Annotated in this window: 17 protein-coding genes; 12 read left to right on the top strand and 5 right to left on the bottom strand. The window is 43.6% G+C overall.

The genetic code is table 11. From position 1 onward, the window contains the following. The first annotated feature begins 49 nt into the window (after positions 1-49). The 5 genes from queA (at position 50) to IM473_RS05740 (ending at position 8,218) form a co-directional block, all read left to right on the top strand. Entirely contained in the window at positions 50-1,147 is a 1,098-nt protein-coding gene (queA, locus tag IM473_RS05760; protein WP_287656734.1) for a tRNA preQ1(34) S-adenosylmethionine ribosyltransferase-isomerase QueA, read from the top strand. Between the two features lie 162 nt (positions 1,148-1,309). Then, positions 1,310-2,998 (top strand): tetratricopeptide repeat protein, encoded by a 1,689-nt coding sequence (locus tag IM473_RS05755; RefSeq protein WP_287656694.1) that lies wholly within the window; start codon positions 1,310-1,312, stop codon positions 2,996-2,998. Between the two features lie 206 nt (positions 2,999-3,204). Then, positions 3,205-4,311, top strand: coding sequence for a glycine cleavage system aminomethyltransferase GcvT (gcvT, locus tag IM473_RS05750; RefSeq protein ID WP_287656693.1), 1,107 nt, complete (start codon positions 3,205-3,207; stop codon positions 4,309-4,311). Between the two features lie 250 nt (positions 4,312-4,561). After that, the gene (locus tag IM473_RS05745) at positions 4,562-6,292 is read left to right on the top strand and encodes an Rqc2 family fibronectin-binding protein (RefSeq protein ID WP_287656692.1); all 1,731 of its coding nucleotides are present in this window, start codon (positions 4,562-4,564) and stop codon (positions 6,290-6,292) included. 450 nt (positions 6,293-6,742) lie between these two features. Further along, entirely contained in the window at positions 6,743-8,218 is a 1,476-nt protein-coding gene (locus IM473_RS05740; RefSeq protein ID WP_287656690.1) for a TIGR04222 domain-containing membrane protein, read from the top strand. A gap of 378 nt (positions 8,219-8,596) precedes the next feature. Here IM473_RS05740 and dusB read toward each other — a convergent pair whose 3' ends face one another. Continuing rightward, on the bottom strand, positions 8,597-9,598 hold the full coding sequence (gene dusB, locus IM473_RS05735) for a tRNA dihydrouridine synthase DusB (RefSeq protein ID WP_287656688.1): 1,002 nt from the start codon (positions 9,596-9,598) through the stop codon (positions 8,597-8,599). 199 nt (positions 9,599-9,797) lie between these two features. Here dusB and IM473_RS05730 point away from each other — a divergent pair, with 199 nt between their 5' ends. Both IM473_RS05730 and IM473_RS05725 read left to right on the top strand, forming a co-directional pair. After that, positions 9,798-11,372, top strand: coding sequence for a glucose-6-phosphate isomerase (locus IM473_RS05730; RefSeq protein ID WP_287656687.1), 1,575 nt, complete (start codon positions 9,798-9,800; stop codon positions 11,370-11,372). A 419-nt stretch (positions 11,373-11,791) separates the two neighbouring features. Then, positions 11,792-13,006, top strand: a complete 1,215-nt coding sequence (locus IM473_RS05725) for an ABC transporter permease (RefSeq protein ID WP_287656685.1) — start codon at positions 11,792-11,794, stop codon at positions 13,004-13,006. Between the two features lie 5 nt (positions 13,007-13,011). On the opposite strand, the gene hisD is transcribed toward IM473_RS05725, so the two are convergent. Next, entirely contained in the window at positions 13,012-14,268 is a 1,257-nt protein-coding gene (gene hisD, locus IM473_RS05720) for a histidinol dehydrogenase (protein WP_287656683.1), read from the bottom strand. A gap of 333 nt (positions 14,269-14,601) precedes the next feature. Between hisD and accC the strand changes: the two genes are divergently transcribed. From accC to IM473_RS05705, 3 genes are read left to right on the top strand one after another with little or no spacing between them, the layout of a single operon-like run. After that, entirely contained in the window at positions 14,602-15,948 is a 1,347-nt protein-coding gene (gene accC, locus IM473_RS05715) for an acetyl-CoA carboxylase biotin carboxylase subunit (protein WP_002802160.1), read from the top strand. 43 nt (positions 15,949-15,991) lie between these two features. After that, on the top strand, positions 15,992-16,561 hold the full coding sequence (locus IM473_RS05710; protein WP_287656681.1) for a Uma2 family endonuclease: 570 nt from the start codon (positions 15,992-15,994) through the stop codon (positions 16,559-16,561). Positions 16,562-16,587: 26 nt separating this feature from the next. After that, positions 16,588-17,163 (top strand): Uma2 family endonuclease, encoded by a 576-nt coding sequence (locus IM473_RS05705; RefSeq protein WP_287656679.1) that lies wholly within the window; start codon positions 16,588-16,590, stop codon positions 17,161-17,163. A 77-nt stretch (positions 17,164-17,240) separates the two neighbouring features. Here IM473_RS05705 and IM473_RS05700 read toward each other — a convergent pair whose 3' ends face one another. Both IM473_RS05700 and IM473_RS05695 read right to left on the bottom strand, forming a co-directional pair. After that, positions 17,241-17,708, bottom strand: coding sequence for a DUF29 domain-containing protein (locus tag IM473_RS05700; RefSeq protein ID WP_287656676.1), 468 nt, complete (start codon positions 17,706-17,708; stop codon positions 17,241-17,243). 122 nt (positions 17,709-17,830) lie between these two features. After that, on the bottom strand, positions 17,831-18,430 hold the full coding sequence (locus IM473_RS05695) for a Uma2 family endonuclease (RefSeq protein WP_287656674.1): 600 nt from the start codon (positions 18,428-18,430) through the stop codon (positions 17,831-17,833). A 191-nt stretch (positions 18,431-18,621) separates the two neighbouring features. On the opposite strand from IM473_RS05695, the gene IM473_RS05690 reads away from it, so the two are divergent. Then, on the top strand, positions 18,622-20,217 hold the full coding sequence (locus IM473_RS05690) for an Hsp70 family protein (protein WP_287656672.1): 1,596 nt from the start codon (positions 18,622-18,624) through the stop codon (positions 20,215-20,217). A gap of 411 nt (positions 20,218-20,628) precedes the next feature. On the opposite strand, the gene IM473_RS05685 is transcribed toward IM473_RS05690, so the two are convergent. Next, entirely contained in the window at positions 20,629-21,882 is a 1,254-nt protein-coding gene (locus IM473_RS05685; protein ID WP_287656670.1) for a competence/damage-inducible protein A, read from the bottom strand. Positions 21,883-22,239: 357 nt separating this feature from the next. On the opposite strand from IM473_RS05685, the gene IM473_RS05680 reads away from it, so the two are divergent. Continuing rightward, positions 22,240-23,276: AAA-like domain-containing protein (locus IM473_RS05680; protein WP_287690379.1), on the top strand; the 1,037-nt coding region annotated here is incomplete at its 3' end.

Raw genomic sequence — 23,276 nt, 5'->3', positions numbered from 1 at the left:
TGGGTAGAATTACCCAACTTTTGCGAAGATCTTTATGATGACAATGACGATGACCCCTGACCAATTACTCTCCAGCTACGATTATCACCTTCCTCCGGAGTTAATTGCCCAAAATCCCGCAGAAACCCGAGACAGTTCCCGTCTTTTGGTGGTAGATTCTCCCAATAGTCATAATTTGGCTATTTTTCGGGATTTACCCACTTGGTTAGAGTCGGGGGATTTGCTGGTTTTCAACGATACCCGCGTGATTCCGGCCCGTTTATTTGGACGTAAAACCACGGGCGCCCCCGTAGAAATATTACTATTAGAAGAACAAGATGACCATCGTTGGTTATCTCTGGTGAAACCGGGAAAACGCTTTAAAGTCGGTTCAGAAGTCCTTTTTTATCCGAAAACAGGGCGAACGGAAGACAAAGAAAAATTATGGTTAGCGAAAGTAATCGACCGAGATCTGAACACCAGTGGTCGTCTGCTGGAATTTCAGCGTCATCCCGGGCGCAGTTTTTGGGATATGTTGGAGGAGTACGGTCATATTCCTTTCCCCCCCTACGTCACCGAATCAGAGGCGGAAGAAGACCGTTATCAAACAGTTTACGCTGATAAACAGGGTTCTGTGGCCGCTCCCACGGCTGGATTACATTTTACTCCCGAATTATTCCATAAGCTCGCCCAGAAGGGTATAGATACCGCCTATATCACCCTTCATGTAGGAGTGGGAACCTTTCGCCCCGTGGAAGTGGAAAATATTACAGAACACCTAATGCACCAAGAATTTTTGCAGATTTCCGCCGAAACTGCCGAAAAAATCGCCCAAACAAAGGCTAGAGGTGGCCGGGTTATCGCCGTGGGAACCACGGTAGCTCGCGCCTTGGAAGGGGCAATTAAAGAAAGTAAGAGCGAGAAATTAACCGCTTTTCAGGGAAAAACGAATTTATTTGTCTATCCTGGTTATCAATGGCGGGTTATCGACGGCATGATCACTAATTTTCACCTACCCAAGTCCAGTTTGATGATGTTAGTCAGTGCCTTAATCGGACGGGAAAGACTACTGGCATTGTATCAAGCAGCTATCCAAGAGCGTTTCCGTTTCTATTCCTTCGGTGACGCTATGTTAATCCTACCCAGCGCTCGCAGCAGCAATCGGTAAGTAGTTGCACAAAATTACCTTCATACCCCAGAAAGAAGGAGGAGCAGAACTGCGGAAAGGGCAACAGGAAAAGCCAAAATATGTGTAAGCTGCCCGCGCATCTAAATTGCTCTAGGTCAATTATCGAACCACCTTTGGCCTGTTGTCTATCCTAACCAAGAAATGAAAAGAAAAGATGTTAAAATCGGTCGCCGCTATTCTAGCAAACCCCTGCAAATATTTGTAATTATTGCCTTTATCGCCGCCGCTCCCTTTGCTATTTTTTATCTTATTGCCTTGGCTTATCTCTGGCAAGGCGATCAACTTTTGGCCGCGGGGGAGAAGGAATCGGCTCTGTCTGCCTACCGAACAGTTTTATCTTTTCACGAAAATTTGGGCCAAGCCCATATAAAAATTGCTCAGGTCTTACAAAGTCAAAAACGCTATTCTGAAGCCTTAGAAGCCTATGATCGTGGCTTTATCGTTAATGATCAACCAGCGATGGAACCCTCCCAAAGTAATTATTTAGTGGCTTTGGGAGATATCTTCGCCCAAGAGGAAAAATGGTCTGAGGCGATCGATGCTTACCAAAAAGCAATTATCATTAAACCAACTTTTAAAGCGCAATTTCAGCTAGGAAAAGCTCTCTATAGTTTACAACGTTGGGATGAGGCGGCGAAAGCTCTGCAAGCAGCGGTTTTTCTCGATCCTAGTCAGGGAAAAGCCTATTTTTATCTGGGAAAGGCCTACAGTGAACAGCAACTCTGGCAAGAGGCCAGTTATGCCTATGAGCAAGCTCTAGAATTGATACCTAGTCAGGGTGAAACCTACAAAAAATTAGGAGAAACCCTAGCAAAACAGGGAAAATGGGAGCAAGCGGGGCAAATATATCGACAGGCTTTAGTTTACGCTCCTAAAGATGGGGATATTTATAATTATTTAGGTAAAGCTTTAGCAGAACAGGGAAAACTAGGGGAAGCGATGGCAGCTTTTCAACAGGCGCGCCAAATTAGCCCCAAAAATGCCGAGATTTACGAAAATCTCTGTTATATCTATATCAATAGCGGTCAGATCGATGAGGGTCTAAATTGGTGTCGGCAGGCCGTAGAAATCGATCCCAATTTATCAGAAGTTAGATTTATTTTACAGGAAATCCAACGGGGGCGATTAATTCATGATCATCCCGAATTATTAAAAATTCCAGAGATAATTCCCAGTGTTAAGAGTGATCCTCTGGTGAATTTAAAACGCTCAATTGTTAAAATTGTCATTCGCGGCAAAAATAACAATGGTATCGGCACGGGTTGGTTATTAAAACGAGATCAAGATAGAGCTTGGATCGTGACTAATCGCCATGTGGTGACGAATTCCCGTCAGGAAATCGATGCAGGGTCCCGCATTTTTGTCGAGTATTATAGCCAACCACCCCAGGGGAAAATCCGCAAGCGTTCAAAAGCTAAAATTCTCCACACTACCCCCGCTGACGACTGGCTCGATTTAGCAGTATTAGAGGTAAAAAATCCCCCCCCAGACTTAAAACCTTTAGCTTTAGCACCCCTACCAATTGCCGCTAATCAACCAGTAATCTCGATCGGTAATCCTTTTAATCAAAAAGATTGGACTGTCAGCAAAGGCACGGTTAATGATCATAACGAAAAATCCTTAAGTTTGTCCATGTTTGTCGTTTCTGGACAGTCGGGAAGTCCAGTTTTAAACGATAAAAATCAAGTGGTGGGAGTGATTTCTCAAGCGAGTTTATTTTGTGATGATCCCTCCACTCCTAAACCCCTGGAAAATGCCGTTAGATTGGGCTGCGGTTTCGCGATTCCCATTGACAGAGTGCGAGAAAGGTTAAGGGAGTGGGAATTATAAATTATGAATTATAAATTATGAATGATGAATTGGGGAGTGGGGGAGTGGGAAGTGGGGAGAATACATAAAAGCTGTCTCCTGTCTCCTGTCTCCTGTTTACTGTTTACTGGTCACTGATAACTGATAACTGATAACTGATAACTGGTCACTGATAACTGATAACTGCTATGCTACTCTAGGCAGAAAACCATTCGATCGAGATCACCGTGGCTAACCAAGAAGCAACTCCCCCCGCTATTCGTACCCCCTTATACGACCTAATTGCCCAACAAACCAGCAAATTTACCCCTTTTGCGGGTTGGGAGATGCCGATACAGTTTAGCGGCCTAAAAATCGAACATAATGCTGTCCGCAACGGTGTCGGGATGTTTGACATTTCCCATATGGGCAAATTTATCTTAACTGGAGATAATCTGGTTCAATCTCTCCAAACCCTAGTTCCCTCTAATTTAGCCCGTTTAAGGGCAGGAAAGGCACAGTATAGCGTTTTACTTAACCCCGACGGTGGTATTATCGATGATATTATCTTTTACTACCAAAGCGACAACCAAGGCGTATTAATTGTTAATGCCTCAACCACCGATAAAGATCGAGAGTGGATTTTAGGCAATTTAGAGGGATCGGGGGTCAAATTAAAGGATTTATCCCGAGAAAGGGTCTTAATTGCCCTGCAAGGACCCAAGGCAGCCACAATTTTACAGCCCTTGGTCGGGGAAAAATTAAGCGATTTTGGCCTATTTAATCACTGGGAAAGCCAGCTTTTCGGGGAAAAAGTTTTTATCGCTAGGACCGGTTACACGGGAGAAGATGGTTTTGAAATTATGGCCGCTCCTGAAATCGGGCAGCGACTTTGGACGGAATTCTTAAATTTAGGGGTGACTCCCTGCGGTTTAGGAGCGCGGGATACCCTGCGTTTAGAGGCAGCTTTAGCCCTTTATGGACAGGATATCGACGATAGCACGAGTCCCCTAGAGGCAGGCTTAAATTGGTTGGTTCATCTGCCAGAAAAAGGCGATTTTATCGGTCGCAATGTCCTTGAAGACCAAAAACTTAATGGTGTCAATCGGCGCTTGGTGGGATTGCAGATGTCCGGCAAACATATCGCCCGTCACGATTATCCGGTAGTATTGGCTGGGGAAGCGGTGGGTAAAGTCACCAGTGGCACTTTATCACCAACTTTAAACACAGCGATCGCTTTAGCCTATCTTCCCACACCTTTCGCCTCGATCGGACAGGCGATCGAAGTGGAAATCCGCGGCACTACCTACCCCGCTACCGTCGTTAAAAAACCCTTTTATAAAAGTAAAAAGTAGTGGTTTGTTTCAGCTAATTTGGTGTATTAGAAAAATGCTATAAATTCTATAATCTAAGACTTTAAGCCGAAATCTATAGCCCTATTTTAGCTGAAACAGTCCAGTAGGGTGCGTTAGCGCAGCGTAACGCACCAACCTAACGCACCAAGAAAAAAGGAGCAATAATTTGGTGGGTTACGGCGAACACAAAATCAATACTAAACTGTAGCAGTTACCGTCGCCTAACCCACCCTACAGCTGAATCCTGAAAATGCAATCCCTAGACTTTACCACCCTCAGCGCCACTTGTGCCGAAATTGCCGCCACTTGGCTGCCGGCGAGACTAGAACAAGTGTATCAAATTGATCGCCAAACGATCGCCCTCTATTTACGAACCTTCGATCGCAAGGGATGGTTAATTATTTCTTGGCATCCCCAAGGAGCGCGGCTGCATATTGGTGATCCACCGCCAAAAGTCCCTGATACCTTCACTTTCAGCGATCAATTGCGTCATCAACTCAATGGTTTTGCGCTAACAAAATTAGCATTTGTTGCCCCGTGGGAAAGAGTCATCGATCTGCAATTTGCCCAACGTCCCGATGATCCGGCCCTGGGGCATTTGTATATAGAAATTATGGGTAAATATAGCAATGTTATTTTAACTGCGGCTGACAATCAAATTGTCACCGTTGCCCATCAAGTCAATGCCACCCAGTCCAGTGTTCGCACCGTACAAACGGGACAAATCTATCAACTACCCCCCGTTTTATTGGCAACAAATCCCAGTTTAGAAGAATCCTTGAGCAGTTGGCAAGCTAGAGTTAGTTTAATCCCTAAAACTATCGAAAAACAGCTAGTTAGTACCTATCGTGGGGTGAGTCCAGTCATCGCTCGATCGCTGTTGCAAAAAGCCAAGATTAACCCGAAATTAAACACGGATCAGTTAGATAATAACGATTGGGAAAAGCTCTTTTCAGCTTGGCAAGAATGGTTAAAAATGCTCGAAAATAAAACCTTTCAACCCGGATGGACAAGAGAAGGTTATACAGTTATCGGTGGGGAGATACTGGCAGCGGCTAAAAATGTTCAAGAATTATTAAACCGTTATTATAGCGACCAAATTAATCAAGAAAGCTTTCGACAACTACAGCAAAAATTAAACCAAAAAGTCACCTCTTTACTGACTAAACTGCAAACTAAAGCGGCGGGATTTCAAACAAGACTAGCAGAATCTGCTCATGCCGATCGCTATAAAGAGCAAGGGGATTTATTAATGGCAAATCTGCAGCAAATACAGCAGGGAATGACTAGCATTAGTTTGGCGGATTTCCAGACAGGAAAACCTGTAATTATTCCTCTCGATCCCGAAAGAAATCCCGTGCAGAATGCCCAATATTTTTATAAACAACATCAGAAATTAAAAAGGGCCCGGTTAGCGGTGGAACCTTTATTAGAGGAAGTGGTCAGTGAAATTAATTATCTCGAACAAGTGCGATCGAGTTTAAGTCAACTAGAAAATTATAGCAGCAGCGAAGATTTAGAGGCCCTAGACGAGATACAAGAAGAATTAATCCAACAGAAGTATCTAGAAAGCAATTACCGGCGTAATCGGGCGAATAATAAAGAATCCGAACCCATGCGCTTTACTACTCCCTCTGGAGTAGAATTATGGATTGGCAGAAATAACCGTCAAAATGATCGGCTAACTTTTCGTAGCGCCAGCGATTACGATATCTGGTTTCATAGTCAAGAAATCGCTGGTAGTCACGTTTTACTCCGTTTAACCCCCGGTACAGTTCCAGAAGCCGCCGATCTGCAATTTGCCGCCGATTACGCCGCTTATTATAGCCGCGCTCGCCATAGTGAACAGGTTCCCGTCGTCTATACCCGTCCCAAATACGTCTATAAACCCAAGGGCGCCAAGCCCGGTATGGTGGTTTACAAACAGGAAACGGTAATCTGGGGCTGTCCTCAGAGGGTTGAGGATTACCGCAAAAAATAATTTTTTACCAAATTGTTTACTTTTTTTTACACAAAATGGGTATTGTCTGTTACAATTTCTACTATAGAGACGAATGCAGTTCAGGCGCTTGGGAACGCAAGGACTATATTTCCTCGGATTACAACAACAAACAACAGCAAACCAGTGGGAGCAGCCGATAGTCTCGGGAAAGACACAAAAAACCGACTATTCAGGTGATATTAAAGCGACCACTGGTATTTTATCTTCACCTAACCGCTTATGTCACTTTCCTCAACTTTCTTTTCGGTTTCCGAGACTTATTGCCCAGATGAATGAGTTTGATTGTTGAGAATATTTGCTCTATCTTTGGGATGAAAGAGGGATAGTTGGCATCCAGCTTTTTGTAAAGAAATTTAAACTTCACCCATAGTTAAGCCTCTTCGGCCTAAATAAACCACTAGAAACAGTTTTTCTCGGGAGGCCGGGTTTATGGATAGCCAATTAGGAACGATGAACTTTCAACAGACAGAGCTATATAAAAGAATTCAGGCATTTGCCTTAGATCGGCCAGATAGTCAATTATCTTTCAGCCAACGATTAGCAAGAGATAACGGCTGGTCCTTAGGCTATACTCAGAGAGCGATCGAGGAATACAAAAAGTTTATATTTCTAGCCGTTGCAGCAGGACATCCGGTCACGCCATCCGACCAAATCGATCAAGTTTGGCATTTACATCTGACCTATACGCGATTGTACTGGCAAGAGTTCTGTCCCAAAATTTTGCAAACCACATTACATCACGAGCCGACTCGTGGGGGTTCATCCGAGCAATTAAAATTTGGCAGTTGGTATAGCAAGACGCTAGAAAGTTACGAACAGTTTTTTGGACATATTCCTCCAATAGATATTTGGCCTAAACCCAAAGACCGATTCGGGCGAGATTTGCATTTTATCCGGATCAACACTCAACAAAGCTGGGTTTTGTCAAAACCTAATTTGACAATCTTCTTGAAACCACAACTGCGAAAAATAGGCATCTTTACCTTTTTAGTCTTCCTTTCGCTGATGATAACTAGCTGTCAGATAATCTCCCAAATTCCTAACCCAATCAATTTTACAGGTTCGGAATTTTTAACCTTCTATATTTTCCTAGTAGTGATGGGAATCGCTTTGGCAGCCTGGCTACGTTTTTCCCTGTGCCTAGTTAGCGCTAATATAAATCAGCAACCTGATTTAAATACTTACGAGATAGCTTTCTTGGCGGGGGGCAATCATCGCCTGATTATGGCCGCAATCGCCAGTTTGGTAAAACAAGGCTATGTGGAGGTATTAAAAGAAGGCAAACTGGTGGTGACAGGAAAGATCGATGCTATTGCCGATCCTGTAGAAAAGGCGGTTGCACAAGATATTTTGGGCACTGATGGGGCAATTAAACAGGTTTTCCAGAATTCTACAGGAATGAAAGATAGCATTCGTTCCCGCCTAGAACAGCTTGGTTTGTTTCTGAGCGATGCCCAAGCATTCAAAGCGCAAATTTATCCATCATTGATTGTGGTTATTCTTCTAGGAATAGGCTTGTGCAAAATGGCTGTGGGAATTTCTCGCGATAAGCCAGTTGGTTTACTTCTTATCTGTATATTTGGGCTTCTAGTTTTGGGAGCGGGGTTTTTTGTCAAACCACAGCGTCAGCGCAGCCGTTATGGAGAGATCATTTTTAATGATTTAACAAATCGCTTACAACATTTAAAAACAGCCAATAGCAGCGATTCTGAACTTGTACTTGCGGTTGCGTTGTTTGGAGCAACAGTTCTGATGGCGGATATGGCTTTAGCAGACTTGTATCAAATGCTGACTCCCACAGCCGTTGCTAGTAGCGGCAGTGGTGGCGGCAGTGGCGGCAGTGGCGGCAGTGGTGGCGGCGACAGTGTCGGTTGTGGTGGTTGTTTTCCTATTTGTGGTGTTTGATTGAGTTCAAGGCTATTAACAGCCGATCGATCGTTTTGTTGAACATTCCCGCCACCGTAGCCCTGTTAATTTTTGCCTTAATCTCCTCTCTGGTTTGATTGCTTAAGTAGGGTTGGCTTAATATTACTGGAAGCTTTGCTAGAAAAGGGTTTTGGCACTTTTTGGGCTAAAAAAGTGCCAGAAACAAACGTTGAGAAATTAGGGACTCAAAACCCTGGCACTTTCCGGAGGCGAACCCAAAGCGCTCGCTACGCGAGAACACAAAGGTTTCCGCTTCCAGGCGCGCGAGGTCATTCTGTTTTTCTGACTTCCCCGACCGATTCGGAGACGACCGACGACCGACTCCTAACCCCACCAACAAACTTTTTGCCGCAAACCCTAAATATTCTCGTTTTCAAGGTTTAATTGGGCAATAGCTCCATCAATTAAATCACAGCCCTCCCCCAGGGATTCGATCCGCGAAAACCGATCACGCCAAAGCGCCGCACCGGTAAAATCCTGACAATACCAAGCCAGATGTTTCCTGGCTTGCCAGATGCCGCGTTGTCCCTTGTATAGCCATAGCCCCTGTAAATGCTCTTTAGCTAGGCTTAACAGGTCAATAGAGGTGGGTTTCGGCAACTTTTTGCCTGTTTTGAGGTAATAATCGATTTCCCCCACCAAATAGGGATAACCGAGGGTTCCCCGCGAACACATCACCCCATCGGCCCGGGTAAATTCCAAACAATTAATCGCCGCTTCCACAGAAACGATATCACCATTAGCGATGACAGGAATCGATAAAACCTCCTTCACCCGTTTAATCCATTGCCAATCGGCCGCCCCGTGATAACCCTGTTCCCTAGTGCGTGCGTGCAGGGTCAACATTTGCGCTCCCGCATCTTCTAAACGACGGGCAAAATCGATAATATTAATCTCCTGAGCGTTCCATCCCAAGCGAGTTTTCACCGTTACCGGCACCGATACCGCTCTCACCACTTCCCTAACAATTTGCTCGGCAATTTCTGGCTGTCGTAAAAGCGAAGAGCCACCGCCTTTTTTAGTAATTTTATTAACAGGACAACCCATATTAATATCGATGGTCATCGCTCCTTCTTTAACCGCTTTTTTCGCCGCCACAGCCATAAAATCGGGACGGCAATCAAATAACTGCATACTAATTGGTTGTTCTTTGTCCCCGATAACCATCAATTGCGGTAACTCTTGCAGCTGGGAGATTTCTGTCGCATTGACCATCTCGGTATAGAGCATCGAATCAGGAGCAAAGCGTCTCACCAGGCGCCGAAAAACTAAATCGGTGACACCGGATAAAGGTGATTGCAAGACGCGGCTATGCACTTCTAAGTTACCGATTTTGAGAGGAGATGAGTAGATAGCCATAGGACCGGTTAAAAAATCAACAGCCAACACCAGCAAACCGAACAATTAGGGGATAGTTCAGTCACTGTTAGTATTTTGCCAACCCCTAATATATGCTTAACCGTCATCTTCTAGCCTAAAACTACCTGTATGATGATTGGAGAGGATAGAATCCTATCTCCCCTAAACGAGTAATTAAACAAAAATTTCGCTTTTTTTTATGGATAATCTGCAACTCTGGCAACGTTACCAAGATTGGTTATACTATCACCCTAACCTAGAACTTTATCTCGATGTCAGTCGGATTCCCTTCGATGAGGCTTTTCTCAAAGGTCTAGAAGCAAAATTTGAGCGCGCTTTCCAAGATATGACAGCTTTAGAACAGGGTGCGATCGCCAATCCCGACGAACAGCGTATGGTCGGCCACTACTGGCTGCGCGCTCCTGAACTCGCTCCTAACCAGGAATTGCGGGACGAAATCACCGAACCCATAGCACAGATCAAAGAATTTGTCAAGAAAATTCACTCCGGAGCGATTAAGCCGCCCAATCGGGCAAAATTTAGCCATATTCTCTGTGTCGGCATCGGGGGGTCTGCTTTGGGTCCCCAATTCGTTGCCGAGGCTCTATCCCCCCTTAATCCCCCCTTAGAGATTGCTTTTATTGATAATACCGACCCTAAAGGCATTGATCGCACCCTAGCTCATTTACCCTTAGCTGCCACCCTGGTTATCGTCACCAGTAAATCCGGCGGCACTCCCGAAGCGAGAAACGGAATGTTAGAAGTCCGCAACGCTTACGAAAAACAAGATTTAGACTTTCCCCAACACGCAGTCGCCGTCACTATGCCTGGTAGCCAACTGGACAAATACGCCCAAGATTGGCTAACTCGTTTCCCCATGCAGGATTGGGTCGGTGGTCGTACATCAGAACTATCCGCCGTCGGTCTTCTCCCGGCCGCTTTGCAGGGTATCGACATTAATGAAATGTTAGCCGGGGCCAAAGAAATGGACATCGCCACCCGCGTCCATAACCTGAAAAAAAATCCTAGCGCCCTACTTGCTCTAGCCTGGTATCATGAGGGCAATGGCAAGGGAGAGAAAGATATGGTGATTCTGCCCTACAAAGACAGTCTCTATCTCTTTAGCCGCTATCTGCAACAATTGGTCATGGAGTCCCTCGGTAAAGAAAAAGACCTCGATGGTAATAAGGTGTACCAAGGTATCGCCGTCTATGGTAACAAAGGTTCCACCGACCAACACGCCTACGTCCAACAATTACGCGAAGGTGTTCCCAATTTTTTCGCTACTTTTATTGAAGTGTTAAAAGACCGACAAGGAGATTCGATAGAAGTGGAAACCGGCTCCACTGCCGGCGATTTCCTCTCAGGATTACTGCAAGGTACTCGACAAGCTTTATACGAAAATAGTCGTCACTCTATCACTATCACTATCCCAGAGGTCACTCCCCGTCAGGTAGGGGCCTTGATCGCCCTCTACGAACGGGCCGTTAGTTTCTATGCTAGTTTAGTTAACATTAACGCCTACCATCAACCCGGGGTAGAAGCAGGGAAAAAAGCCGCCGCTTCTATTCTGGATTTACAAAGAAAAATCGTGCAAGTTGTTCGGGAAACGGGGACTGCTCTCGACCTAACCACTCTAGCGGCCAAAATCGGCGCTAGTGACCAAGTTGAAGCTATCTATAAAATTGTCCGTCATCTCAACGCTAATCGGCGCAGTTTAACTATTACTGGCGATTTAAGCAAACCGGAAACGATCCAAATCTCTACCCGCTAATCAGTTATCAGTTATCAGTTATCAGTTATCAGTTATCAGTTATCAGTTATCAGATGTAAGTTTTAAGTTTTAAGTTTTAAGTTAATTAGTTATTTAGTTATCAGATGTAAGTTAATTAGTTATTTAGTTATTTATTTATCTTCATCTTTATGGTTCTTCGGTTTGTCTTATGCAACGTACAGGGTTATAAGGAATGAAACTCTTATAGAGAAAGACATTTGGCGATTTTTGTTAATTGTTTTCGCTCTAGAGCGAACTAATCAATTAAATCTCTTGCCAGATAAGGATTTAGTCGATTTATGCCACCCGATCGAACCATACTAAGTAACTAAGATTCATCTTTATCCCTGTTTACTGTTTACTTTTCACTGTTTACTGTTTACTGATCACTGTTTACTGATTACTGAATGTAACTAACCATGGAAATGCTCGAAAATCTGAAAATGGCTTTTTCCGCTTTGATGGGCAATAAACTGCGTAGTGGTCTAACCATGCTAGGAATTGCTATCGGTAACGCCTCCGTCATTGCCCTAGTGGGAGTGGGTGAAGGAGCGCAAAAAGTCGCCCTCGAGCAGTTTGAAGCTCTCGGACCGAATGTTTTATTTGTTTCCACCTCCTCGCGCAATGTCCGCCGGACAATTCCTAATCCCCGGCCTCTCACCTACGAAGATGCTCAAGCGATCGCATCTCAAGTTCCCGCCATTACCGCCATTTCTCCCGAATTGAGCGGTAAAAAAATCCTATCCTTCGGTAATAGAACCAGTAATAGTCCCCTGATTGGGGTGGGATCCCAGTACCTAAACGTGCGTAACCGTCAACTATCTAAGGGTAGATTTATTATGGAATCTGACCTGAAACGGGATAATCGGGTGATTGTCTTGGGATCGGAATTAGCCAAAAATCTCTTTGGTAATCGCAATCCCGTCGGCGAAAATCTTCGCATGGGCAATCTTAGTTTTCAAGTCATTGGAGTTTTACAGGCGAAAGGCTCCTTATTTGAGGCTAATCAGGACGATCGAGCCTTAATTCCCCTAACTACCATGTCTAATCAGGTTTTAGGGCGCAATTCTATCTATGGCATTCCCCTAACTCATATTTCTGTCTTGGCTAAAAACTCCGCCCAAATTAAAGCCGCTCAGTTTCAGATTAGCAACCTGCTGCAAATGCGTCATCAGGTCAGCGACGAGAATTATGTGCAGATTTTCCCCCAAACCACAGTCTTAGAAATGGCCAAAGAGACTAACGATAGTTTAACTAGAATGTTAGCCTCGATCGCCAGTATTTCCCTTTTTGTTGGCGGAATTGGCGTAATGAATATTATGCTGGTGTCAGTCACGGAAAGAACCCAAGAAATCGGGTTAAGAAAGGCTTTAGGAGCCAAAGAAGGGGATATAAAAGGTCAATTTCTCATTGAATCGGTGATTTTAGCCACCACTGGCGGAATTATCGGGATTTTTGTCGGCATTCAAGGAATGTATCTAGCGGGAATTTTTGCCGCTTTAACCACCAGTGTCTCAATCCCTGCCATAATTCTCGCTTTAGGAGTTTCTAGTGCCATCGGTCTAATTTTCGGTGTTGTTCCCGCTCATCATGCCGCTAAATTAGACCCAATAGTTGCTTTGAGAAGATTATAGTTTCTCTAGTTCTTGTCCTCACCTCGGGATTCTATACCCGCATCCGTTGCCGTAAATCCCTCCGCTTGCGCTAATATTTGCAGATTATGGGCTATGGAGGCGAAGGAATCGGCAGGATATTCGATTAAAGTGGCGGAATCGAGAAAAGTTTCCACTCCCACGGGACAACCCAAATAATCAGCCACCGCTTTTGGAGTAGTGGAACCGAGGAGAATAGTTCCCGATTGTCTCAAAGAAGATATCTTTTCCCACGGCTCATCGATCATTAAGGATAAATGGGTGGGAGCAAAAAGATTCGATAATTCGATCGCTTTCTCCAATGACTCCACCACCACGATTAAACCATAATGAGCGATCGCTTTTTCCGTCAACAATCTCTGGGGGTGTACCTGTAACTGTTTTTGCACTTCTTCCTGTACTATTAGGGCCAAAGCCTTATCCGTCGTCAATAAAATCGCAGCCGCTAGGGAATACTGTTCCGCTTGCGCTAATAGATCTAGGGCCAACTGCCTGGGATTGGCTTGACTATCGGCAATAATAACTAAATCAGAAGTAATAGAGAGATAATCGATTTTTACACGGTCAGAAACCAGTTTTTTAGCCAAATTAGTATAAAAATCACCTATTCCGGCAATCATCTCCACGGGAGCGATCGTTTTTGTGCCGTAGGCTAAAGCGGCGATCGCCTGTGGTCCAGCCACCCGATAAATCTCACTAATACCCACCGATTGGGCTGCCACTAAAATCGCCGGATGGATGCGTAAATCCTCATCGGCAGGAGATACCATCACAATCCGTTTAACCCCCGCTATTTTGGCTGGAATCGCCTGTTGGAGCAATAAACTGAGATAGGCCCGTTTCCCATCGGGAACGACAATTCCCACACTGTTAACCGGTTGATAACGTTTCCCTCGAACCGTACCATCCTCAGGAAACTGGACCCAAGCTTTGGGGAGACGCTGACGATGAAAAGCCTCCATTTTTGCACAGGCAACGGCGATCGCATTTAATAAATCCTGCGACACCTGTTGATAAGCGGCATCCAGTTCCGATCCACTCACCTTAATTTGCTGTAGATTAAGGGACTGTTGGTAGAATTTTTCCGTGTAATCCACCAACGAGCGATCGCCAGCAAGTCGCACCTGATCGACAATCTCTCGGACAAGCGATTCTTTTTCCCGAATTTCCGGATCGTCGAACCGTTCCCGAATTCGTCTCAGTTCCGTTCTGGCTGACCATGGCTCTGTGATAATTCGCAACATCGAGCTATTATCCTCTAGGGGCGAAACGAGATTAAAAAGTTTTCACTCCTCACACTCTAGCTTATCGCTTTCAAGCTTGACCGGGGAGGGAGACCGAGTCAGTTATTTTAGCCGTCGGTAGTCAGGAGCCGGTCGTCCGTCGCCAGGAGATTATTTTTATTTATTCTCCCCACCTCCGGCGCTCCCTTCTCCCCACTTCCTAATTCATAATTTATAATTCATAATTTATAATTCCCCACTTCCCAACAGCCAGCCCGATTTCCCCAAGGTAACAAAACCAGATATTCTACTAAATAGTCGCCTATCACACCAGCCTGATCTCGTGGTCGTCCAATGCAGTTTGCCAAGATATTAATCGCCAATCGCGGGGAAATCGCCTTAAGAATCCTTCATAGTTGCGAAGAATTGGGTATTAGAACCGTTGCCGTCCACTCTACCATCGATCGCCATGCCCTTCATGTTCAACTGGCTGATGAGAGTGTTTGTATTGGTCCGCCTCCGAGCAGCAAAAGTTACCTAAATATCCCTAATATCATCTCCGCTGCCCTAACACGCAACGCCACAGCCATCCATCCCGGTTACGGTTTTTTGGCAGAAAACGCCCGCTTTGCCGAAATTTGTGCCGATCATCAGTTAACTTTTATCGGTCCGTCTCCCAGTGCTATTCTGGCTATGGGGGATAAATCTACCGCTAAAAAAACCATGCAAAAAGCGGGAGTTCCCACTATCCCCGGCAGTGGTGGTTTAATTACCTCAGAAGCGGAAGCAAAACGTATCGCTGATGACATCGGTTATCCTGTCCTGATTAAAGCCACCGCCGGCGGTGGAGGGCGTGGGATGCGTCTTGTCAAGAGTGCAGATGAACTAGGTAATATGTTAAAAGCCGCCCAAGGGGAAGCAGAAGCGGCTTTTGGCAATTCGGGAGTATATCTAGAAAAATTTATCGAATGTCCCCGACATATCGAGTTTCAGATTTTGGCCGATAGTCACGGTAACGTAATCCATTTAGGAGAAAGAGACTGTTCGATTCAGCGACGACACCAAAAACTGCTAGAAGAGGCCCCCAGTCCCTTCTTAACGCCCCATTTACGCTCAAAAATGGGTAATGCCGCCGTTAAAGCCGCTAAATCGATTAATTACGTCGGGGTGGGAACCGTGGAATTTTTAGTCGATAAACACGGTAATTTTTACTTCATGGAAATGAACACCCGTATTCAGGTGGAACACCCCGTCACGGAGATGATCACGGGGATAGACCTGATCAGAGAACAAATTCTGGTGGCACAGGGCGAAAAACTGCAAATTAAGCAAGATCAGGTGATATTTAGAGGGCATTCGATCGAGTGTCGCATTAATGCCGAGGATCCCGATCGCAATTTTCGCCCTCACCCCGGCAAAATTAGCGGTTATCTGCCCCCCGGCGGTCCGGGTGTCCGCATGGATTCCCACGTTTACACCGATTACGAAATCCCCCCCTATTACGATTCCCTAATCGGTAAATTAATTGTCTGGGGAGAAAATCGCGAAACTGCGATTAAACGCATGAAACGCGCCCTGCGGGAATGTGCGATCACGGGAGTACCGACGACTATTGATTTCCATCGTAAAATATTGGAAACTCCCGCCTTTTTAGCCGGAGATGTTTACACTAATTTCATCCAAGAACATCTCTTGCCCTAGGGCGTTACCATGAAGTTTAGACGAGAGTAAGTTGGGGATAATAATGACAGTAGAAGTTAAATTTAACTCGTTTCAACTCAGCGATGAACAGTTCTTTCAACTTTGTCAGGATAACCGAGATTTGCGCTTGGAACGCAGCGCAAAAGGAGATTTAATTATTATGCCACCGACTGGAGGAGAAACCAGTAATTCTAACGCTGGAATCACTGCCCAATTATGGTTATGGAATAACCTAAATAAATTAGGTGTAGTTTTTGATTCTTCTGGAGGATTTAAACTACCGAATGGGGCTGATCGCTCTCCCGATGCTGCTTGGATACCTTTAGATAAATGGCAAGCTTTAACCCCGCACCAAAAGGAAAGATTTTTACCTCTATCTCCCGATTTTGTCATTGAATTAATGTCTCCTAGTGACAACATAGAAACTGCTAGGAAAAAAATGCAAGAATATTTAGATAATGGGACTCGTTTAGGTTGGTTAATCAATAGAAAAACTAGAGAAGTAGAAATTTATCGTCAAGGACAGGCAGTAGAAATTTTAACTAATCCAGAGAGTTTATCGGGGGAAAGTATTTTATCTCAATTTGTCTTAGAACTTGATAGTATTTGGTAATTCTATAATCCTATAAAAGAGAATCTATGATGACAGTAGTAGAAATTAAATTTGAATCTTGGCAACTCAGCGATGAACAGTTTTTTCAACTTTGTCAGGATAACCGAGATTTACGTTTGGAACGCAACGCAAAAGGAGATTTAATTATTATGCCACCGACTGGAGGAGAAACCGGTAATTCTAACGCTGGAATCACTGCCCAATTATGGTTATGGAATAACCTAAATAAATTAGGTGTAGTTTTTGATTCTTCCACAGGATTTAAACTACCGAATGGGGCCGATCGCTCTCCCGATGCTGCTTGGATACCTTTAGATAAATGGCAAGCTTTAACCCCGCAACAAAAGGAAAGATTTTTACCTCTATCTCCCGATTTTGTCATTGAATTAATGTCTCCTAGTGACAACATAGAAACTGCTAGAAAAAAAATGCAGGAATATTTAGATAATGGGACTCGTTTAGGTTGGTTAATCAATAGAAAAACTAGAGAAGTAGAAATTTATCGTCAAGGACAGGCAGTAGAAATTTTAACTAATCCAGAGAGTTTATCGGGGGAAAATATTCTGCCAGAATTTAGTTTAAATCTTACTTTGATTTGGTAAATCAGAGGTAGTGATTGCCGTTTAAAGCTTGGCTTTGTTAGGCATTATATTCATCGATAAAATACGAAACTTTAGTTTTAAGGAAGATAGTCATAATCAAGGATTTCTGCAAGGGTAAAGGGTGATTCAATCGGGAATAAATCAGCAGCAAGTTGATACTTTCTGACAGTATCTTCTCTGGCTGCTTGGTAACAATCTATCCAGATTTCAGGAATCAATCTTCTCAGACTTGGACTCTCTTTTAATAAGCGTTGAACTTGTCGGCGTTGTTCAACAACTGTGCTGCGCCACCCTTGAGCATTTGTTTCCTTTTCAGTTAGCCAGTAAGTCAATTTAAGCAGATGTTCGGCAATGACGGTTAAGCGACTTTCTAGTTCTCGTTTTTCACTCCTTCCCATCGTTTCAATTTCTTCGATTAAATTTTCCAAGTCTAATTTTTCAAAACGATGTTCTTTGAGTAAATTAGCGGTTTCTTGTAACCATCGGTAGAAATCTTTTTGATAAAGACTTTTACCCGAGGAGACTAAAGACTTTTCGATGCTCATTTGATGATGACCTAGAAATATGATAGAGCAATCGGCGATTCTTACCACTGTTGCCTCTTGCCTGTTGCCTCTTGCCTGACTTCTGCCAGAAGTCTAATATCGCAGGATTACTCCTGAAAACATCAGAGCTTTAAATTTAAGCTAAAATTGGGTAAAACATCTTCACCCGATAAATCAGTGGGATTTTCTAAGATATCTACTTCCTTTCCTTGACGATAAATTTCAACTTGCCGATTCTGGGGATCGATTAACCAGCCTAACCTTGCCCCATTTTCCCTATATTCGAGCAGTTTTTTCTGTAATTTGTCAAGACTATCAGATTCAGACCGTAATTCCACCACAAAATCGGGACAGAGGGGAATAAATCCCTTTTTCTGCTTAGGAGTTAAAGATTCCCAGCGTTCTCGACTCACCCAAGATAGATCAGGAGAACGAATCGCCCCATTTGGCAGTATAAATCCGGTGGAAGAGTCAAACCCGACTCCTAAAGCTTCATTTTCTTCGCACCAGCGAAACAATTGTCCTGTTATACGAAAATTTCGCTGTCCTGATTCGCCACCTGTCGGGGGATTCACGATTAATTCTCCTTGGGCTGTACGTTCTAATTTTAAGTCCCGGTTGACCACAGCAAGGGCTTCAAACTGTTCAAGGGTGATAGAGAGAGCGATCGCCCTAGGAATTTCTAAGGAGAGGGTTTCGGGTGAGGTAGTAACTGCTAACATAATCCTTTGATCAGGTGCAACTCATATATACTATTAAAGATTATTTGTCAAGTTTTTGCTCAGACTTCTTGAGCTTGCGCTAACCAAATTCTCTATTTTTTGGGGAAGTTTCCACCTCGATCGGGCGGGTTCAATAAATAACAGGTTATAATAGCGGATAATTAACTAAATTTACCTAAAAACCATCGATCGTGTTCTACGCTATTGATTTCGGAACCAGTAATACCGTCATTACTCGTTGGAATGGGGCAACAAATAGGGCCGAAACCGTCAAATTATCGGAGTTATCCCAACAAATAGCCGACAATCCCCCCCTAATTCCCAGTTTACTCTATATTAAATCAGCCAATCCCCTGCAAGTAATTGCCGGTCAAGCAGTGCGCGATCAGGGTTTAGATATCGATCGAGATCCGCGTTTTTTTCGTCGCTTTAAACGAGGTATCGGCGCAAAAATTCAAGGATTTTTACCGGAATTAGAGGAAACTGTCCTCAGTTTCGAGGGGGTTGGCCAATGGTTTCTCGATAGCATCATCGACCACTTAAAAAACACCACCCCAGAAACCCCCCAATCTCTAGTTTTAACCGTCCCCGTCGATAGTTTTGAAAGTTACCGCAATTGGTTAAGCAATGTTTGTCAGGGATGGGAAATCGAACAAATTCGACTAATTGATGAACCCACGGCCGCCGCTTTGGGTTATGGAACCACTGGGGATCAAGTGATTTTAGTGGTAGATTTTGGCGGTGGCACCCTCGATCTTTCTTTGGTACAATTAGATTTAGATAATCCTCAAAAAAATCAAGGTTTTATTCTCAAGTGGGGAGAAAAACTTTTAGGCAATAATTCCGCCCAAAAAACTAAACTAGCCAGAGTTTTAGCCAAGGCGGGGACAAATTTAGGGGGGTCAGATATCGACGATTGGATTGTCGATTATTTTGCCCAAAAGCAATCTTTAGGGAAAACTTCCTTGACTACTCGTCTAGCAGAAAGATTAAAGATTAAACTTTCTTCCCAATTAACCGCCGAGGAAGTATATTTTGATGAGGAAAATTTCGAGAGTTACGAGTTAAGCTTAGATCGAGAACAATTGACCGATATTCTCCAACAACAAAACTTTTTTAATCAATTAGATGATTTAATGACGGGAGTTTTGCAACAGGGAAGACGCAATGGAATTGAAGTTAGCGATATCGATGCGGTGTTATTAGTCGGGGGAACCGTACAAATTCCGGTGGTAAAAGATTGGGTGCGACAGTATTTTGATAGTAGTAAAATTAAAGAGGATCGACCCTTTGAAGCGATCGCTTTAGGAGCGTTACAATTAGCCCAAGGTTATCAAGTCAAAGATTTTCTCTATCATAGCTACGGGATTCGTTACTGGAATCGTCGCAAAAATGCCCACGCTTGGCATCCAATTATTAACTCCGGACAACCCTATCCTATGGAAAAACCCGTGGAATTAGTCCTAGGTGCTTCCGTGGACAATCAACCCAGCATTGAGTTAATTATCGGCGAATTAGGCACAGAAAGGGGGGCAATGGAGGTCTATTTTGATGGTGATAAATTAATCACTCGTTCCCTCGGTAATGGAGAAACTAGCGTCCAACCCTTAAATGATCGCGAGGGGGCCCGATCAATCGCTAAACTCGATCCTTTAGGTTTTCGGGGTAAAGATCGCATTAAAGTGCAGTTCTGGATTGATGATCAGTGTTTCCTGCGGATTAATGTGGAAGATTTACTCAGTCAAGAATTGTTACTAAACAATCAAATTGTCACCAAATTAAGCTAGACTTGGCTTCAGTCAAAAATCAAGTGCAGACTCATAGTAAGTTTGCACTGATATTATCGCAGTATTCTGTTTTACCGGTGGCTTTATCGACTGTGATCGCGCACGGGGATCGGGATCAGTTCGGGTTCGGGTTCGGGTTCCGGACCAAAAACACTCTCAATCAGTTTGCGCGCCCATTCTCTCAACTTGTCTATCACTTCATCTAAATAGTCCATTGACCAAATGGCTCCTTTGAGATACTAGCTATGAGTTTTCGTCGATTGATCCCCGCAACAGCTTGATTCTAGAGAATTTTAACTAATTTTCATCGTTTGGCTGTTCAATCTGACGAACGGGGGAATCTATATCTTGTATTTATATTAAGCTTAACATAAGTTCTTAGTCTGAGTATATATTCTTGGCAATTCTTTTTTAAGATATTATTAATAAATTCCTGCGTAGGCGATCAAGAGCGGTATAAGCACTAATCTGGCGAATAGTCAAGCGATCTCGATTTTCTCCGAAACGATGCTCTGATACGGTAACATTTCCCTGAGGATCGGCTAAACCGATATAAACTAGACCCACGGGTTTTGTCTCGCTGCCTCCTCCTGGTCCGGCAATACCCGTGATACTGATCCCCCAATCCGTAGCGAGGCGTTTTCGCACCCCTAGGGCCATCTGTTGGGCAACAATGGCACTGACAGCCCCGACATTATTTAAATCCCGCTCATTTACGTCTAAGAGGGCAACTTTTACCCGATTATCGTAGGAAATAACCCCACCCCAAAAATAATCGGAACTGCCGGCGATTTGGGTGATAATTTCCCCTAATCCTCCTCCGGTACAGGATTCTGCCACACTCAAAGTTTGTTTTTGTCGCCGCAACAGTTCCCCCACTACCGAGGGTAAAGTATCATCATCGGCCCCAAAATAATCTAATCCGGCGATTTCCTTAATTTCCGTCGCTACCGGTTCAATTACCTGCAAAGCAGCCTCTAAAGAAGGGGCTTTGGTCGCAATTCGCAAACGCACTTCGCCTAAACCAGCATAGGGGGCAACGGTGGGGTTAGTCAGATCAAATAAATGGACAACTTTTTCTGCTAAAGCTGACTCACCGATACCGCGAAATTTCAGAGAACGACTATAAATCCTCTCTTTGCCCCATCCTTGACTTTCTAGGTAAGGAATCGCCGTTTCTACCCACATTCTCTTCATTTCTGAGGGTACTCCGGGGAAAGTGAGAATAGTCAGGTTAGTCTGTGGTTGCCAGATCATGCCGGGGGCGGTTCCCGTTGGATTTGGCAAAAAATCGGCTCCCACGGGTATTAAAGCCTGTTTACTGTTACTAGGAGGCATTTCTCGCCCTAAACTCGTAAATTTAGCCTCGATTTCTGCTAAAATCTCTTTATCTTCTCTAAGGGGCGTTTGGAAAAAATCGGCGATTGTTTCTGTGGTTAAATCGTCGGGAGTAGGTCCCAGTCCCCCGGTAAAAATTAAAATTGAGGAACGTTCTCGGGCAATAGCGATCGCTTTTTTCAGTCTTTCTACATTATCCCCCACCACCGTTTGATAATAATGGGGAATGCCTAATTTTGCCAATTCTAGGGCTAAATATTGGGCGTTAGTATTAACTATATCCCCTAATAATAATTCCGTTCCTACACAAATAATTTCAGCGGCCATAATTTTTGACAATTAGCTTAAGATTTTCAATTTTGATCATTAACTGATTTCCTGTCACCATCGTTCGATCGGGTTTCGGTAACGATGGTACTGGAAGTTAACAATATCAGTGCGCTCCCACATTATACCAGTAAGCTATCAACAATCAGAGTCTTGTATATTAAATATCACTTTGTTGCTGAACAGCCCATATCTGATTTAGCAAACATAAAATCAGCGTATTATTCCCTTATATAACAATAATTGATCATAATCAAGCATAACAAAGTATGGCCGAGCATCACCTCTTCCTTACTGCCATGACAAACCACACCAAAATCATCTAAAATCAAAATGTCCACTAAATAATAAAATTCTATGACTCGCTGGTTTAATATTGCCGGTCCCTGTAAAGACGATATCCACTATATGCTCTCTCCCACAGTACGATTACCAGATTTAGAGGAGCTAATTCAACAACGTAGTTACTTTGTCCTACACGCACCACGACAAACAGGGAAAACCACCGCAATGTTAGCCCTAGCAAAACAACTTACCGACACCGGAAATTATGCCGCAGTCATGGTATCAGTGGAAGTAGGAAGTGCATTTAATCATGATCCTACTGCCGCAGAATTGGCAATTTTAGGGGCATGGTATGATACAATAAATATCCGTTTACCCAAAGAATTGCAACCAGCTGCTAAACAATGGCAACAGGAACAACCAGGAAGCAGAATTAAGGCTTTTTTATCAGATTGGGCAACATCCTTAAACCGCCCTTTAGTATTATTTATAGATGAAATTGATTCTTTACAAGACCAAACATTAATATCGGTTTTACGACAGTTAAGAGATGGTTTTCCTAACCGTCCAGAAAATTTCCCGACCTCCGTAGGATTAATTGGTTTACGAGATGTGAGAGATTATAAAGTAGCATCTGGTGGTAGTTACAGATTAAATACTTCTAGTCCTTTTAATATCAAAGTTGCTTCTCTGACTATGCGAAATTTTAATCTTGCAGAAGTAGGAGAATTATATCAACAGCATACAGCAGCAACTGGACAAATTTTCACACCAGAAGCTATAGAAACAGCATTTTATTTAACCCAAGGACAACCTTGGCTAGTCAATGCTTTAGCTAAAGAAATTGTAGAAAAAATGGTAAAAGATAGAAATATTACTATTACCAAAAAACACATTTTAACAGCTAAAGAAATATTAATTGCACGTCAAGATACTCATTTAGATAGTTTAGCGGAAAAACTCAGGGAAAAACGAGTTAAAAATATTATTGAACCGATTTTAGCAGGGCAAACCTTACCCGATACCCTAGCAGATGATCGCCAATATTTAATAGATTTAGGATTATTAAGACGTGATCCGATGGGGGGATTAGTTATTTCTAACCCCAT

The sequence above is a fragment of the Microcystis sp. M015S2 genome, from assembly GCF_020245945.1.
In the GTDB taxonomy this organism is placed as follows: domain Bacteria; phylum Cyanobacteriota; class Cyanobacteriia; order Cyanobacteriales; family Microcystaceae; genus Microcystis.
Note: the sequence above shows the minus strand (reverse complement) of the source record. Positions and strands in the feature narration are given on the sequence as shown.